The sequence below is a fragment of the Streptococcus pseudopneumoniae genome, from assembly GCF_001072315.1.
Classification (GTDB): Bacteria; Bacillota; Bacilli; order Lactobacillales; family Streptococcaceae; genus Streptococcus; species Streptococcus pseudopneumoniae_R.
Genome location: NZ_JVLI01000118.1, coordinates 1 through 16,233, shown reverse-complemented (window position 1 = coordinate 16,233; position 16,233 = coordinate 1). Strand labels below are relative to the sequence as shown.

Here is a 16,233-nt window from a genome sequence, read left to right as displayed (position 1 = left end):
AGCGTTATAATAAAATCATAAAAACAAAAATGTTTAGAAGGAAGGTACTCATATGATTAAATATAGTATCCGTGGTGAAAACCTAGAAGTAACAGAAGCAATTCGTGATTATGTAGTTTCTAAACTCGAAAAGATCGAAAAGTACTTCCAGCCAGAACAAGAGTTGGATGCCCGAATTAACTTAAAAGTTTATCGTGAAAAAACGGCTAAAGTGGAAGTAACGATTCCGCTTGGATCTATTACTCTCCGCGCAGAAGATGTGTCTCAAGATATGTATGGTTCAATTGACCTTGTAACTGATAAAATTGAACGTCAGATTCGTAAAAACAAAACAAAAATCGAGCGTAAAAATAAAAATAAGGTAGCAACTAGTCAATTATTTACAGATGCTTTGGTGGAAGATCCAAATGTTGTCCAATCTAGAGTTGTTCGTTCAAAACAAATTGATTTAAAACCAATGGATTTGGAAGAAGCTATTCTACAGATGGATTTGTTGGGACATGATTTCTTTATCTATGTGGATGTTGAAGATCAAACAACTAATGTGATTTATCGTCGTGAAGATGGCGAAATTGGTTTGTTAGAAGTTAAAGAATGTTAATTTCAATATGTGTAAAGGAAGGTTTACTGAATTGTAAACCTCCTTTTTCTTATAATTGATAGAATTACTGATTACACTTTTAAAAAGTCGCTTTTTGGTGGTTATTATGGTATAATGGGTGTCAAGAGGTTTGGAATGAAAAAATTTTATGTAAGTCCTATTTTCCCCTTAATATTAGGAATAGTGGCGTTCGGAGTGCTATCTGTGCAACTTGTTTTTGTAACGAATACACTGGTAACGCTATTTCTTTTCCTACTTATCTTGGGTTCATATAGTTTATTATTCATCCATCAGAGAGACTACTACTCAAGGAGTGAAGTAGAACAAATCCAGTATGTAAACCACCAAGCTGAAGAAAGTTTGACAACCTTGTTAGAACAGATGCCTGTCGGAGTTATTAAACTAGACTTATCGTCAGGTGAAGTTGAATGGTTCAATCCTTACGCTGAATTGATTTTAACTAATGAAGTGGGCGAGATTGATGTGGCATTAATTCAAACAATTATCAAGGCATCGGTAGGGAATCCAGGTTCTTATGCTACCTTGGGGGAGACCCGCTATTCGGTTCATATGGACAAGGTGTCTGGAGTTCTTTATTTCTTTGATGTGTCTGGAGAATACGAAGCGACTGTTGAGTTAGTAACGAGTCGGCCTGTGATTGGGATCGTTTCCGTTGACAACTACGATGATTTAGAAGATGAAACATCAGAGTCTGATATCAGTCATATCAATAGTTTTGTAGCCAATTTTGTTTCAGAATTTGCTGGTAAACATGCCATGTTCTCCCGTCGAGTAAGTATGGATCGCTTTTATCTATTTACGGACTACACGGTACTTGAGGAATTGATGAATGATAAATTTTCTGTTATTGATGCTTTCAGAGAAGAGTCGAAACAGAGACAGTTGCCATTGACCTTAAGTATGGGATTTTCTTATGGTGATGGAAATCATGATGAAATCGGGAAAGTTGCATTGCTCAACTTGAACTTGGCTGAAGTGCGTGGTGGCGACCAGGTGGTTGTCAAGGAGAATGACGAAACGAAAAATCCAGTTTATTTTGGTGGTGGGTCTGCTGCGTCAATCAAACGTACAAGGACACGTACGCGCGCTATGATGACGGCTATTTCAGATAAAATTCGAAGTGTGGATCAGGTTTTTGTAGTTGGTCACAAAAATCTAGATATGGATGCTTTGGGTTCTGCTGTAGGTATGCAGTTATTTGCTAGTAATGTAACAGAAAATAGTTATGCTCTTTATGATGAAGATCAAATGTCACCAGATATTGAACGAGCTGTTGCATTCTTAGAAAAAGAAGGAGTTACGAAGTTGTTGTCTGTTAAGGATGCAATTGGGATGGTGACCAATCGTTCTTTGTTGATTCTTGTAGACCATTCAAAGACAGCTTTAACTTTATCAAAAGATTTTTATGATTTGTTTACCCAAACTATTGTTATTGACCACCATAGAAGGGATCAGGATTTCCCAGATAATGCAGTTATTACTTATATCGAAAGTGGTGCAAGCAGTGCCAGTGAGTTAGTAACAGAATTGATTCAGTTCCAGAATTCTAAGAAAAATCGTTTGAGTCGTATGCAAGCAAGTGTTTTAATGGCTGGTATGATGTTGGATACTAAAAATTTCACCTCACGAGTGACTAGTCGGACATTTGATGTTGCTAGCTATCTCAGAACGAGAGGAAGTGATAGTATTGCTATCCAAGAAATTGCTGCGACAGATTTTGAAGAATATCGTGAGGTCAATGAACTGATTTTACAGGGGCGTAAATTAGGTTCAGATGTACTAATAGCAGAGGCTAAGGACTCGAAATGCTATGATACAGTTGTTATTAGTAAGGCAGCAGATGCCATGTTAGCTATGTCGGGTATTGAAGCGAGTTTTGTTCTTGCGAAGAATACACAAGGGTTTATCTCTATCTCAGCTCGCAGTCGTAGTAAACTGAATGTACAACGGATTATGGAAGAACTGGGAGGTGGAGGTCACTTTAATTTGGCAGCAGCTCAAATTAAGGATTTAACCTTGTCAGAAGCAGGTGAAAAACTGACAGAAATTGTATTAAATGAAATAAAGGAAAAGGAGAAAGAAGAATGAAAGTAATCTTTTTAGCAGATGTTAAAGGAAAAGGTAAAAAAGGCGAAATTAAGGAAGTACCAACAGGGTATGCACAAAACTTTCTTATCAAAAAGAATCTAGCCAAAGAAGCAACTGCTCAAGCGGTAGGTGAACTTCGTGGTAAACAAAAATCCGAAGAGAAAGCTCACGCTGAGATGATTGCAGAAGCAAAAGCAATTAAAGCCCAACTTGAAGCAGAAGAAACTGTTGTAGAATTTGTTGAAAAAGTTGGTCCAGATGGTCGTACCTTTGGTTCTATTACCAATAAGAAGATTGCAGAAGAATTGCAAAAGCAATTTGGAATTAAGATTGATAAACGTCATATTCAAGTACAAGCTCCGATTCGAGCAGTTGGTTTGATCGATGTGCCAGTGAAAATCTATCAAGATATCACAAGTGTAATCAATCTTCGTGTGAAAGAAGGATAAATTTACACCTTCTTGACAAGATTGTAAAAGGAAGGGAAGTCTGATGGCAGAAGTAGAAGAGTTACGAGTACAACCTCAAGATATCTTAGCTGAGCAATCCGTTTTGGGGGCTATCTTTATTGATGAGAGTAAACTTGTTTTTGTGCGAGAATACATTGAGTCTCGGGACTTTTTTAAGTATGCCCATCGTTTGATTTTCCAAGCTATGGTTGATTTATCCGATCGTGGTGATGCCATAGATGCAACAACGGTTCGTACTATTCTTGATAATCAAGGTGATTTGCAGAATATTGGTGGCCTGTCTTATCTGGTTGAGATTGTCAATTCTGTGCCAACTTCTGCTAATGCGGAGTATTATGCTAAGATTGTTGCAGAAAAAGCAATGCTACGTCGTTTAATTGCCAAGTTGACAGAGTCTGTCAATCAAGCTTATGAGGCTTCGCAACCAGCTGATGAAATCATTGCTCAGGCAGAAAAAGGCCTGATTGATGTCAGCGAAAATGCTAATCGAAGTGGATTTAAGAATATTCGAGATGTGTTGAATGTCAACTTTGGAAATCTGGAAGCTCGCTCGCAACAAACGACCGATATTACAGGGATTGCGACAGGTTATCGTGATCTGGATCATATGACGACTGGTCTGCACGAGGAGGAGTTGATTATTCTAGCAGCCCGTCCAGCGGTTGGTAAGACAGCCTTTGCCTTGAATATTGCTCAGAATATTGGGACTAAGTTGGACAAAACGGTTGCTATTTTTTCACTCGAAATGGGTGCGGAAAGTCTAGTAGACCGTATGCTTGCGGCAGAAGGGTTGGTTGAATCGCATTCTATCCGTACGGGGCAATTGACCGATGAGGAATGGCAAAAGTATACCATTGCTCAAGGGAATCTAGCGAATGCAAGTATCTATATTGATGATACACCAGGGATTCGGATTACAGAGATTCGTTCTCGTTCTCGTAAACTGGCTCAAGAAACTGGAAATCTTGGTTTGATTTTGATAGACTACCTTCAATTGATCACGGGAACTGGGCGAGAAAACCGCCAACAAGAAGTTTCAGAAATCTCACGTCAGTTGAAAATCCTAGCCAAGGAACTGAAAGTTCCAGTAATTGCTCTAAGTCAGCTTTCTCGTGGTGTAGAACAACGTCAGGACAAGAGACCGGTCTTGTCTGATATTCGTGAATCGGGATCTATCGAGCAGGATGCTGATATCGTAGCCTTTCTTTATCGTGACGATTACTATGAGCGTGGTGGTGAAGAAGAGGAAGGCATCCCAAATAATAAGGTAGAAGTTATCATTGAGAAAAACCGTAGTGGAGCTCGTGGAACTGTGGAATTAATTTTCCAAAAAGAATACAATAAATTTTCAAGTATATCAAAAAGGGAGGAAATAAGATGACAGATGCATTTACAGATGTAGCTAAGATGAAAAAAATTAAAGAGGAAATCAAGGCGCATGAGGGTCATGTAATTGAAATGACCTTGGGAAATGGGCGTAAGCGCCAAAAAAATAGATTGGGTAAGCTAATTGAAGTTTATCCATCCCTATTTATCGTGGAATTTGGGAACGTTGAAGGAGATAAACAAGCTAATGTTTATGTTGAATCCTTTACTTACTCAGATATCCTTACAGAAAAAAATCTAATTCATTATCTGGACTAAAGTGAGAAATTTTCTCACTTTTTCTTTTTTCTCCGAATAGTTTAAGTGAAGGTAATCTTCGATTTATATTATTTTCAAGGAGGAAGAATGAAAATTTTACCGTTTATAGCAAGAGGGACAAGTTATTGTTTGAATATGTCAGTTAAAAAGCTTGTTCCTTTTTTAGTAGTAGGATTGATGCTAGCAGCGGGTGATAGTGTCTATGCCTATTCTGGAGGGAATGGATCGATTGCGCGAGGGGATGATTATCCTGTCTATTATAAAAATGGGAGCCAGGAGATTGATCAGTGGCGCATGTATTCTCGTCAGTGTACTTCTTTTGCAGCCTTTCGTTTGAGTAATGTCAATGGTTTTGAGATTCCAAGAGCTTATGGAAATGCGAATGAATGGGGGCATCGTGCTCGTCGTGAAGGCTATCGTGTAGATAATACACCGACGATTGGCTCCATTGCTTGGTCTACTGCAGGAACTTATGGGCATGTTGCCTGGGTGTCAAATGTAATGGGAGATCAGATTGAGATCGAGGAATATAACTATGGTTATACAGAAGCCTATAATAAACGAAGTATAAAAGCAAATACGATGACAGGATTTATTCATTTTAAAGATTTAGCTGGTGGCAGTGTTGGGAATAGTCAAACCTCAGTTTCAACAGGAGGAACACATTATTTCAAGTCTAAGTCTGCTATCAAAACTGAACCCCTAGCTAGCGCAACTGCAATTGATTACTATTATCCTGGGGAGAATGTTCATTATGATCAAATTCTCGAAAAAGATGGATACAAGTGGATGAGCTATACGGCTTATAACGGAAGTCGTCGCTATATCCAGCTAGAAGGAGTGGCTTCTTCACAGAATTATCAGAACCAATCAGGAAATAGTTCTAATTATAGCTCAAATACTGGATCGACTGTTGGTTGGAAAAAAATAAATGGTAGTTGGTATCATTTTAAATCAAATGGGTCTAAATCAACGGGATGGTTGAAGGATGGTTCCAGCTGGTATTATTTGAAATCATCTGGTGAAATGCAGACAGGATGGTTAAAGGAAAATGGCTCGTGGTATTATCTGGATAGTTCAGGGGCAATGAAAACAGGCTGGTATCAAGTTTCTGGTAAGTGGTATTATTCTTACTCTTCGGGTGCCTTAGCTGTTAATACGACAGTGGATGGCTACAGAGTAAACAGTGATGGAGAACGAGTATAGAAAATTGGAGTAGGAAATTTTTCCTGCTCTTTTCTGTAAGCAGTTTCCTTGACATTTTTTTTATTTTGCGCTATCATATGTCCATATAATATATGGGAGTCTGTGTACAGTCTGAGAGGAAGTGTTAAACTTCGACCGCACCTGATCTGGGTAATGCCAGCGTAGGGAACGATACTTAGTCTATTTTGCACCTTTTCCATATATGGTAAAGGTTTTTCTTTTTGTCAAAGGAAAATGAGAAGAGGAGGTTTTTATGAAAGCAAGCATTGCCTTGCAAGTTTTACCCCTAGCACAGGGGATTGATCGGATAGCTGTTATCGATCAGGTCATTGCTTATCTGCAAGCTCAAGAAGTGACCATGGTGGTGACACCATTTGAAACGATCTTGGAAGGGGAGTTTGATGAGCTTATGCGTATTCTCAAAGAAGCGTTGGAAGTAGCGGGACAGGAGGCAGACAATGTCTTTGCCAATGTCAAAATAAATGTAGGAGAGATTTTAAGTATTGATGAGAAACTTGAAAAGTATACTGAGACGACACATTAGTCTATTGGGTTTTCTGGGAGTCTTGTCAATCTGGCAGTTAGCAGGTTTTCTTAAACTTCTCCCTAAGTTTATCCTGCCGACACCTCTTGAAATTCTCCAGGCCTTTGTTCGTGACAGAGAATTTCTCTGGCACCATAGCTGGGCGACCTTGAGAGTGGCTTTGCTAGGTCTAATTTTGGGAGTCTTGATTGCCTGTCTCATGGCTGTGCTCATGGATAGTTTGACTTGGCTCAATGACTTGATTTACCCTATGATGGTGGTTGTTCAGACTATCCCGACTATTGCCATAGCTCCTATCCTGGTCTTGTGGCTCGGTTATGGGATTTTGCCCAAGATTGTCTTGATTATCTTAACGACAACCTTCCCCATCATCGTCAGCATTTTGGACGGTTTTAGGCATTGTGACAAGGATATGCTGACCTTGTTTAGTCTGATGCGGGCCAAACCTTGGCAAATCCTGTGGCATTTTAAAATTCCTGTCAGCCTGCCTTACTTTTATGCAGGTCTAAGGGTCAGTGTATCCTACGCCTTTATCACAACAGTGGTATCTGAGTGGTTGGGAGGCTTTGAGGGTCTAGGTGTCTACATGATTCAGTCCAAGAAACTGTTTCAGTATGATACCATGTTTGCTATTATTATTCTGGTATCGATTATTAGTCTTCTCGGTATGAAGCTGGTTGATGTCAGTGAAAAATATGTTATTAAATGGAAACGTTCGTAGAATTAGAATGTTTCAAAAAAGAAAAGAGGAAATCAAAATGAAAAAAACATGGAAAGTGTTTTTAACGCTTGTGACAGCTCTTGTAGCTGTTGTGCTTGTGGCCTGTGGTCAAGGAACTGCTTCTAAGGATAATAAGGAAGCAGAACTTAAGAAAATCGACTTTATCCTAGACTGGACACCAAATACCAACCACACAGGGCTTTATGTGGCTAAGGAAAAAGGCTATTTCAAGGAAGCTGGAGTGGATGTTGATTTGAAATTGCCACCAGAAGAAAGTTCTTCTGACTTGGTTATCAATGGCAAGGCGCCATTTGCAGTCTATTTCCAAGACTACATGGCTAAAAAATTGGAAAAAGGTGCAGGAATTACTGCCGTTGCAGCTATTGTTGAACACAATACATCAGGAATTATCTCTCGTAAATCTGATAATGTAGCTAGTCCAAAAGACTTAGTTGGTAAGAAATACGGGACTTGGAATGACCCAACTGAACTTGCTATGTTGAAAACTTTGGTAGAATCACAAGGTGGGGACTTTGAGAAGGTAGAAAAAGTACCAAACAACGACTCAAACTCAATCACACCGATTGCTAATGGAGTATTTGACACTGCTTGGATCTACTATGGATGGGATGGAATTCTTGCCAAATCTCAAGGTGTAGATGCTAACTTTATGTACTTGAAAGACTACGTTAAAGAATTTGACTACTACTCACCAGTTATCATCGCAAACAACGACTATTTGAAAGACAACAAAGAAGAAGCACGTAAAGTCATCCAAGCTATCAAAAAAGGCTACCAATATGCCATGGAGTATCCAGAAGAAGCAGCTGATATCCTCATCAAAAATGCACCTGAACTCAAGGAAAAACGTGACTTTGTCATCGAATCTCAAAAATACTTGTCAAAAGAATACGCAAGCGACAAGGAAAAATGGGGGCAATTTGATGCGGCTCGCTGGAATGCCTTCTACAAATGGGATAAAGAAAATGGTATCCTTAAAGAAGACTTGACAGACAAAGGCTTCACCAACGAATTTGTGAAATAATGACAGAAATTAGACTAGAACACGTCAGTTATGCCTATGGCGAGGAGAAAATTTTAGAGAATATTAACCTGCAGGTGACTTCAGGTGAAGTGGTTTCTATCTTAGGTCCAAGTGGTGTTGGAAAAACCACTCTATTTAATCTGATCGCTGGGATTTTAGAAGTTCAGTCAGGGAGAATTGTCCTTGATGGTGAAGAAAATCCCAAGGGGCGCGTGAGTTATATGTTGCAAAAGGATTTACTCTTGGAGCACAAGACCGTTCTTGGTAATATCATTTTACCCCTCTTGATTCAAAAAGTGGATAAGGCTGAAGCTATTGCCCGCGCGGATGACATTCTTGCGACCTTCCAGTTGACAGCTATAAGAGATAAATACCCTCATGAACTCAGTGGCGGGATGCGCCAGCGTGTAGCCTTGCTTCGAACCTACCTTTTCGAGCACAAGCTCTTTCTCTTAGACGAGGCCTTTAGCTCCTTGGATGAGATGACCAAGATGGAACTCCACGCTTGGTATCTTGAGATTCACAAGCAGTTGCAACTGACAACATTGATTATCACGCATAGTATCGAGGAGGCCCTCAATCTCAGCGACCGCATCTATATCTTGAAAAATCGCCCTGGGCAGATTGTTTCAGAAATTAAACTAGATTGGTCTGAAGATGAGGACAAGGAAGTCCAAAAGATTGCCTACAAACGTCAAATCTTAGCAGAATTAGGCTTAGATAAGTAGAAAAAGTGGGAGTTGGTGAAGATTATCCTTTACCAGCGCCCTTTTTCTTTTAAAAATGAGAAAATTTCGGTATAATAGTCAAAGATAGTCAAGGTTTAAAGAGAGAGGTGGGTTTGTAATGAGATTTAAAAATACATCGGATCATATTGAGGCCTACATCAAGGCGATTTTAGATCAATCTGGAATTGTGGAGTTGCAGCGGAGTCAGTTGGCAGATACTTTTCAAGTTGTTCCCAGTCAGATTAACTATGTGATCAAGACACGCTTTACGGAAAGTAGAGGCTACTTGGTTGAAAGTAAGCGTGGTGGCGGAGGCTATATTCGTATAGGACGGATTGAGTTTTCTAGTCATCATGAAATGCTCAGGGAGCTGCTTTACTCAATTGGTGAGCGGGTCAGTCAAGAAATTTATGAGGATATTCTACAGCTTTTGGTTGAGCAGGAATTGGTGACCAAGCAGGAGATGAATTTGCTGGTAGCAGTAGCTTTGGATCGCGTTCTAGGAGAAGAAGCTCCAGTTGTTCGTGCTAATATGCTACGACAGGTCATACAAGAGGTAGATAGAAAAGGGAAGTAAGATGAACTATTCAAAAGCATTGAATGAATGTATCGAAAGTGCCTACATGGTGGCTGGCCATTTTGGAGCTCATTATCTAGAGTCTTGGCACTTGTTGATTGCCATGTCCAATCACAGTTATAGTGTGGCAGGGGCAACTTTAAATGATTATCCATATGAGATGGACCGTTTAGAAGAGGTGGCCTTGGAACTGACTGAAACGGACTACAGCCAGGATGAAACCTTTACGGAATTGCTGTTCTCCCATCGTTTGCAGGTTCTTTTTGATGAAGCGGAATATGTGGCGTCAGTGGTTCATGCTAAGGTGCTGGGGACAGAGCATGTCCTCTATGCGATTTTGCATGATGGAAATGCCTTGGCGACTCGTATCTTGGAGAGGGCTGGTTTTTCTTATGAAGACAAGAAAGATCAGGTCAAGATTGCAGCCCTTCGTCGAAATTTAGAAGAACGAGCAGGCTGGACTCGTGAAGATCTCAAGGCTTTACGCCAACGCCATCGTACAGTAGCTGACAAGCAAAATTCTATGGCCAATATGATGGGCATGCCCCAGACTCCAAGCGGTGGTCTCGAGGATTATACGCATGATTTGACAGAGCAAGCGCGTTTTGGCAAGTTAGAACCAGTCATCGGTCGGGACAAGGAAATCTCGCGTATGATTCAAATCTTGAGTCGGAAGACTAAGAACAACCCTGTCTTGGTTGGGGATGCTGGTGTCGGGAAAACAGCCTTGGCGCTTGGGCTCGCTCAGCGTATTGCTAGCGGTGATGTGCCTGCGGAAATGGCTAAGATGCGCGTGTTAGAACTGGATTTGATGAATGTCGTGGCAGGGACACGTTTCCGTGGTGACTTTGAAGAGCGCATGAATAATATCATCAAGGATATTGAAGAAGATGGTCAAGTAATTCTCTTTATCGATGAACTCCACACCATCATGGGTTCTGGGAGCGGGATTGATTCGACTCTGGATGCGGCCAATATCTTGAAACCAGCCTTGGCGCGTGGAACTTTGAGAACGGTTGGTGCAACCACTCAGGAAGAATACCAAAAACACATCGAAAAAGATGCGGCTCTTTCTCGTCGTTTCGCCAAAGTGACGATTGAAGAGCCAAGTGTAGCAGACAGCATGACCATTTTGCAAGGCTTGAAGGCGACTTATGAGAAACATCACCGTGTGCAAATCACAGATGAAGCGGTTGAAACAGCCGTTAAGATGGCCCATCGTTACTTGACCAGTCGCCATTTGCCAGACTCTGCTATCGATCTCTTGGATGAGGCAGCAGCAACAGTGCAAAATAAATCAAAGCATGTAAAAGCAGACGATTCTGACTTGAGTCCAGCTGACAAGGCCTTGATGGATGGCAAGTGGAAACAGGCTGCCCAGCTAATCGCAAAAGAAGAGGAAGTACCTGTCTATAAAGACTTGGTGACAGAGTCTGATATTTTGACCACCTTGAGTCGCTTGTCAGGTATCCCCGTTCAAAAACTGACTCAGACTGATGCCAAGAAATACTTAAACTTGGAATCTGAACTGCACAAACGTGTCATCGGTCAAGATCAAGCTGTTTCAAGTATTAGCCGTGCGATTCGCCGCAACCAGTCAGGGATTCGCAGTCACAAGCGTCCGATTGGTTCCTTTATGTTCCTAGGGCCTACAGGTGTCGGTAAGACCGAATTGGCCAAGGCTTTGGCAGAAGTTCTTTTTGACGACGAATCAGCCCTTATTCGATTTGATATGAGTGAGTATATGGAGAAATTTGCAGCCAGTCGTCTCAACGGAGCTCCTCCAGGCTATGTGGGGTATGAAGAAGGTGGGGAGTTAACTGAGAAGGTTCGCAACAAACCATACTCCGTTCTCCTCTTTGACGAGGTAGAGAAGGCCCACCCAGATATCTTTAATGTTCTCTTGCAGGTTCTGGATGACGGTGTCTTGACCGATAGCAAGGGCCGCAAGGTCGACTTTTCAAATACCATTATCATCATGACATCAAACCTTGGTGCGACAGCCCTTCGGGATGACAAGACTGTCGGATTTGGGGCAAAGGACATTCGTTTTGACCAGGAAAATATGGAAAAACGCATGTTTGAAGAGCTGAAAAAGGCTTATAGACCTGAGTTTATCAACCGTATTGATGAAAAGGTGGTCTTCCATAGCCTGTCTAGCGACCATATGCAGGAAGTTGTGAAGATTATGGTCAAACCTTTAGTGGCAAGTTTGGCTGAAAAAGGCATTGACTTGAAATTACAATCTTCAGCACTGAAATTATTGGCAAATCAAGGATATGACCCAGAGATGGGAGCCCGTCCACTTCGCAGAACCCTGCAAACAGAAGTGGAGGACAAGTTGGCAGAACTTCTTCTCAAGGGAGAATTAGAGGCAGGCAGCACACTTAAGATTGGTGTTAAAGCAGGCCAGTTAAAATTTGATATTGCATAAAAACGAGGTCGGGACAAAGTTCCCGACCTCTTTATGTACCATCATGAGATGGTTTTGTGTTGCGACTGTTTTTAGGGATGGCTATCTTTCTTAGAATTGCTCAACATGTGAGTAAAAAAATCTTTGTATCGATACTTGAGATATTTTTCGTGTAGGAATAACAAAGCGATATAGATAATCAAAAAGATTGTAGTCATATAGAAGACATCAAATGCAGTTCGCGCATAGTGAGTGGCTGACTGATAGGAGCCAATAGCTCCTAAAATCAACCAAGGAAGATACTTGTAATACTTATTTAGCATAAGAGTGCACCTCCTATATTCTATTTCAATGGTATTATATCCCTTTTTCTAAAATAATGAAAGCGACTACAAAAAACAAATTTAAATTTTTAATAGAAAAATCACCTGTTTTTCTGTTTTATTACGAATAGAAGAGTAGGAGGAGTAAAGGTGTTTAAATTGTGTGAGATTTTTAAAATAGTTTAAATAAATCGTTGACATATTTAAACCCCAATGTTACAATTATATTACAAAAAGATTTCTTAATATTTCAAAAATATTACAAAGGAGTAGAAAAATGAAAAAGAAAACCTATATCAAATTGATGACAGCAACTGTATTAGCTTCTACCCTACTATTAGGAGCTTGTGGAAATAAAAAGGAAACAACTCAAGCAAGCAGTTCTGCTAAGACAAGCCAATCATCAAGTTCTAAAGTAGCTTCTTCTAGCAAAGAAAGCAAGACTCAGAAGTCCTCAAGTTCAGCTTCATCTGAAAAGGCCAAGGCATCTACCGACCAGTCTTCAGTAAGTGCAACACCATCACAAGCGGCACCTGCACCAGAGCAAAGACAAGGTCAAGAAGTGGTTAATCAGCAGGCAGCTAGTCAACAAACTCCTGCTCAGGCTCCTTCAACTCAACAGGCTCCTCAAGCCCAGTCTAACCAATCAAGCTATGATCCTACAACTGACCGCAAATTTCAAGACAAGCAAGCAGAGCAAAATAAACGCTACAAGGGTGTTTTAACCATGGTAGATGGTAATTTCTCAGCTGCAGCGGGCAATTGGAAGGGAGCCAATGGCGAAACCATTACAGTTTCATCAGGTGGCCAATTTACAGTAGAATCTGCTGATGGAAAGAAAGAAAATTACTCTATCAAAGGCTATTCTTATACTCTTGATGATGGTAAGTATAATGCCAAAATCGGTGGAGGAAAAATCATCCAAATTACAACAGGAGCGGATGGTAAGGTTTCCAGTGTTGCTTTGAGTCAATAATAGCTCTCAGTATTTGAATTTTTACAATCAAAAACCCGTAACCTTTAAGAGAGTTACGGGTTTTAAACTATTAAGCCTTATCCAGTTGCAAGAGGGCTTCAATCTCTGCTAGGGTGCTAGCTTGTGAAATGGCTCCACGGAGTTTAGCTGCACCAGATGTTCCACGAAGATAGTGAGGAGCGAGTCCACGGAATTCACGAACTGCTACGTTTTCTCCTTTGAGGTTAATCAAGCGTTTCAAGTGTTCGTAGGCGATTTTCATCTTATCTTCAAAAGTCAAATCAGGGAGGATTTTACCTACTAGAAGATTGTATCAGTTATATCTCGAAAGAAAAAAGAATAAATTTAACTATAAAACCTGTCTTATTGAATGAAAAAATGGTAGAATAAACATCAATATCGATTGAAATATGGAGATTTAATGGAAATGAAGTCAAAAACATTTCGATTTTATTTAGTTTTGTTATTTATTTTCTTTCTTTATTTTTTATTTGCGGTGTATAATCGAACGTACAGTGGAATCACCGTAGATAAACATGATAATGAGTGGATAGTTAGACAAGTCCATAATCTGGGAAGCTTTGCGAATCATCAAGAGATAATAGGGTCATCTATTATACAAATAGACGGTCAGAATCCAGATAGTAATTTCTTATTATCTCGATTTTTAATTGTTGAACCGCTTCATTCTGTGACAGTGTTAGATAGAGGAATTTCAAAGACTTTAATAATAGAATCTGGGAGATCAAGCCAAATTATCTTTCTTGTTTTATCAATCATTGCTTTTCTGATTCTACTGTTATTTCGCTTATACATAAAAGGTAGAAGTAGAGGAAAAACTGGAAAACGATATTTTTATTTTATTATTTATACTAGTCTGATGTTATTATCGATTATTCCATCAAGTATAGGAGATGTATTTGGTCGTAGTCTATTAATTTCATACTTGACTTTATTTCCATTATTCATGGATATTTTCATTAGAGTGTTAGTCCTGAAGATAAAAGGTTCAACCATTTCTAACTTTTCTCGTATTATACTGGGCTATTCACTCATCACTCAACTTTTGTTTGTTTATAATCTTATACAGCCCATTGATTTTTTGACCACCTTTTTTTCTAGAGGAGTATTTTATTTAGTATTTTTCTTTTTAGTTATCCTACTGTTAAAGATGCTTATAAATTACTCTCAGATAAGAGAAATGTTGCCAATTCATACCTTATTTTTAGCAGTTCTTGCCTTATTTCCTCTATTTTTTGGATATATTTTTCCGATTGGTAAGGAAGTTTCGTTTATTTATAGTATTCCTCTATTGTTGCTTATTTTGTTCTCTATTGTAAATAACTTGATACTAGAGCGAATGGTATATGTTGCTTGGAAGTGGAACCCGTTCATATATAACTTGATATTTGCCGTTTTTTTTACTAGTCTAATTATTCTTTTTAGTCTGTTATTAAGAGAATTTTCTCCAATTTTTTTCGTTCTTTACACTTTTCTCTTTTCGCTAGCTTTGTTACCTGAAATAAGGAAAATGATGTTGATTAGCCATAAAATGGAGGGAATCTTTAGTAGTTTTCATACTTTTGTAGCTACTGAATTGGAGAGGGAAGAAATTGCAACGTTTATACATGATACTACAATTCAGAAGGTTATTTATTATAAAAAGCAGATAGAAATTAGTGAACAAATTAATAGGGTAGCTTTATTAGAGATGTTGGATGATATTGTCTTTGAATTAAGAGATTTATGTTCCAATATCTATCCTTTAATGGTGCATGAATTAGGGCTGAAAGAATCTATTACTAGCATATTAAACCAATTCATGAAGATGGAAACTGTTTCGATTATGACAACTTTTTCAATAGATGAAGAAAAAGTTAATGATAAAGTGGGCACGTTTGTATTAAGGACAGTTAAAGAACTAGTAAATAATAGTATTCTTCATGGGAATGCTAGAGAAATTACTGTAGATTTATCTACAAAAGAAAAGATTTTATCAATTGTAGTTATAGACGATGGTATTTTTAAGGGAAACTATCAGTCTAATGAATATCATTTTGGTTTAAATAGAATTGTAGAGAAGGTTCATTTATTGGGGGGAACTGTTCAGATAAATATAGAACCTACAAGTGTGAAGATACGAATACCTATAGAAGGGAAGAAAAATGATTCGTTTGGTTTTGATTGATGATCACAGTTTAGTATTACAAGGATTGGAGAACTATTTTTTAAAGGAAGATGATTTTAAAATTGTTGGTTCCTATACAGAAGTAGCAGATTTACTTCTTTGTCTCAAGCATGAAAAGGTAGATGTGCTAGTTATGGATTTTATGCTGAAAGGAGTGACGGCATTTGATGTTATTAGTCAGATAAATAGATTTCTGAATACAGTTCCCAAGATAGTTCTTTTATCAGGATTTTATGACACTTTGTTACATAAGAGAGCGATGGACTTTGGGATTCAAGCTTTTTTACCCAAAGAAAGTTCTTATTTGGATGTTAAAAGTGCAATTTATGCTGTTTATAAGGGAAATCACGTTATCCCAGATGATTTGTTAGAAAAGCAAGAAAATAATCTATTGACAGATATGGAGTTAAGTGTATTGGAACTTATTGTAAAAGAATATTCTAATGAAAAGATAGCAAATAGTTTATTTGTCAGCAGGAGAACGGTGGATACCCATGTTTCAAATATTTGTTCAAAGTTGGGAGTGACGAGTAGAGTTGGAGCTGTACGTGAGGCTATTCGATTAAATCTAGTATCTTTATAATTTATCCTAAAAAGGCAAGAAGGTTTTCGTAAATTACGGATTCTTTCTTGTCTTTTTATTTGAAAAAAAACAGTAAAAAAGCGCAAAAAATCACTTCCTGTGCTA

16 protein-coding genes, 1 pseudogene and 1 riboswitch are annotated in these 16,233 nt (G+C 38.9%); of the genes and pseudogenes, 15 read left to right on the top strand and 2 right to left on the bottom strand.

Annotated elements, in window-relative coordinates:
• Positions 1–52: 52 nt before the first annotated feature.
• From hpf to ADH54_RS06150, 12 genes are all read left to right on the top strand, one after another.
• Positions 53–601 carry a ribosome hibernation-promoting factor, HPF/YfiA family gene (hpf, locus tag ADH54_RS06205; RefSeq protein ID WP_049524441.1) on the top strand — a complete coding sequence of 183 codons (549 nt, stop codon included), beginning with the start codon at positions 53–55 and terminating at the stop codon, positions 599–601.
• A gap of 135 nt (positions 602–736) precedes the next feature.
• On the top strand, positions 737–2,710 hold the full coding sequence (locus ADH54_RS06200) for a DHH family phosphoesterase (RefSeq protein WP_049524440.1): 1,974 nt from the start codon (positions 737–739) through the stop codon (positions 2,708–2,710).
• A complete protein-coding gene (rplI, locus tag ADH54_RS06195) occupies positions 2,707–3,159 on the top strand; it encodes a 50S ribosomal protein L9 (RefSeq protein WP_000864214.1) in 453 nt (150 codons plus the stop codon). The genes ADH54_RS06200 and rplI overlap by 4 nt, the downstream gene beginning before the upstream one ends.
• Positions 3,160–3,202: 43 nt before the next feature.
• Entirely contained in the window at positions 3,203–4,561 is a 1,359-nt protein-coding gene (dnaB, locus tag ADH54_RS06190) for a replicative DNA helicase (RefSeq protein ID WP_000852491.1), read from the top strand.
• Positions 4,558–4,824, top strand: coding sequence for a Veg family protein (locus tag ADH54_RS06185; protein WP_049524439.1), 267 nt, complete (start codon positions 4,558–4,560; stop codon positions 4,822–4,824). The genes dnaB and ADH54_RS06185 overlap by 4 nt, the downstream gene beginning before the upstream one ends.
• 87 nt (positions 4,825–4,911) lie before the next feature.
• Positions 4,912–6,030 carry a choline binding-anchored murein hydrolase CbpD gene (gene cbpD / locus ADH54_RS06180; protein WP_049524438.1) on the top strand — a complete coding sequence of 373 codons (1,119 nt, stop codon included), beginning with the start codon at positions 4,912–4,914 and terminating at the stop codon, positions 6,028–6,030.
• An 82-nt stretch (positions 6,031–6,112) separates the two neighbouring features.
• Positions 6,113–6,215: riboswitch (TPP riboswitch) on the top strand.
• Positions 6,216–6,283: 68 nt separating this feature from the next.
• On the top strand, positions 6,284–6,574 hold the full coding sequence (locus tag ADH54_RS06175) for a thiamine-binding protein (RefSeq protein ID WP_049524437.1): 291 nt from the start codon (positions 6,284–6,286) through the stop codon (positions 6,572–6,574).
• Positions 6,537–7,295 carry an ABC transporter permease gene (locus tag ADH54_RS06170; RefSeq protein WP_161800818.1) on the top strand — a complete coding sequence of 253 codons (759 nt, stop codon included), beginning with the start codon at positions 6,537–6,539 and terminating at the stop codon, positions 7,293–7,295. Before ADH54_RS06175 ends, ADH54_RS06170 begins: the two co-directional genes overlap by 38 nt.
• Positions 7,296–7,332: 37 nt before the next feature.
• Positions 7,333–8,340 (top strand): ABC transporter substrate-binding protein, encoded by a 1,008-nt coding sequence (locus ADH54_RS06165; RefSeq protein ID WP_049524436.1) that lies wholly within the window; start codon positions 7,333–7,335, stop codon positions 8,338–8,340.
• Positions 8,340–9,068: an ABC transporter ATP-binding protein gene (locus tag ADH54_RS06160; protein WP_049524435.1), complete on the top strand. Its 729-nt coding sequence runs from the start codon at positions 8,340–8,342 to the stop codon at positions 9,066–9,068. Before ADH54_RS06165 ends, ADH54_RS06160 begins: the two co-directional genes overlap by 1 nt.
• A 118-nt stretch (positions 9,069–9,186) precedes the next feature.
• Positions 9,187–9,645: a CtsR family transcriptional regulator gene (locus tag ADH54_RS06155; protein ID WP_049524434.1), complete on the top strand. Its 459-nt coding sequence runs from the start codon at positions 9,187–9,189 to the stop codon at positions 9,643–9,645.
• Position 9,646: 1 nt separating this feature from the next.
• A complete protein-coding gene (locus ADH54_RS06150; RefSeq protein WP_049524433.1) occupies positions 9,647–12,079 on the top strand; it encodes an ATP-dependent Clp protease ATP-binding subunit in 2,433 nt (810 codons plus the stop codon).
• 71 nt (positions 12,080–12,150) lie between these two features.
• Here ADH54_RS06150 and ADH54_RS06145 read toward each other — a convergent pair whose 3' ends face one another.
• Positions 12,151–12,381, bottom strand: a complete 231-nt coding sequence (locus ADH54_RS06145) for a hypothetical protein (RefSeq protein ID WP_049524432.1) — start codon at positions 12,379–12,381, stop codon at positions 12,151–12,153.
• A 277-nt stretch (positions 12,382–12,658) separates the two neighbouring features.
• Here ADH54_RS06145 and ADH54_RS06140 point away from each other — a divergent pair, with 277 nt between their 5' ends.
• The gene (locus ADH54_RS06140) at positions 12,659–13,357 is read left to right on the top strand and encodes a hypothetical protein (protein ID WP_049524431.1); all 699 of its coding nucleotides are present in this window, start codon (positions 12,659–12,661) and stop codon (positions 13,355–13,357) included.
• A gap of 70 nt (positions 13,358–13,427) precedes the next feature.
• On the opposite strand, the pseudogene ADH54_RS06135 reads toward ADH54_RS06140, so the two are convergent.
• A pseudogene (locus ADH54_RS06135) lies at positions 13,428–13,655 on the bottom strand (tRNA dihydrouridine synthase DusB); the annotation flags it as partial.
• Between the two features lie 123 nt (positions 13,656–13,778).
• Here ADH54_RS06135 and ADH54_RS06130 point away from each other — a divergent pair.
• On the top strand, positions 13,779–15,545 hold the full coding sequence (locus ADH54_RS06130; RefSeq protein ID WP_049524430.1) for an ATP-binding protein: 1,767 nt from the start codon (positions 13,779–13,781) through the stop codon (positions 15,543–15,545).
• Positions 15,523–16,128: a response regulator transcription factor gene (locus tag ADH54_RS06125; RefSeq protein ID WP_049524429.1), complete on the top strand. Its 606-nt coding sequence runs from the start codon at positions 15,523–15,525 to the stop codon at positions 16,126–16,128. The genes ADH54_RS06130 and ADH54_RS06125 overlap by 23 nt, the downstream gene beginning before the upstream one ends.
• The last annotated feature ends 105 nt before the right edge of the window (positions 16,129–16,233 follow it).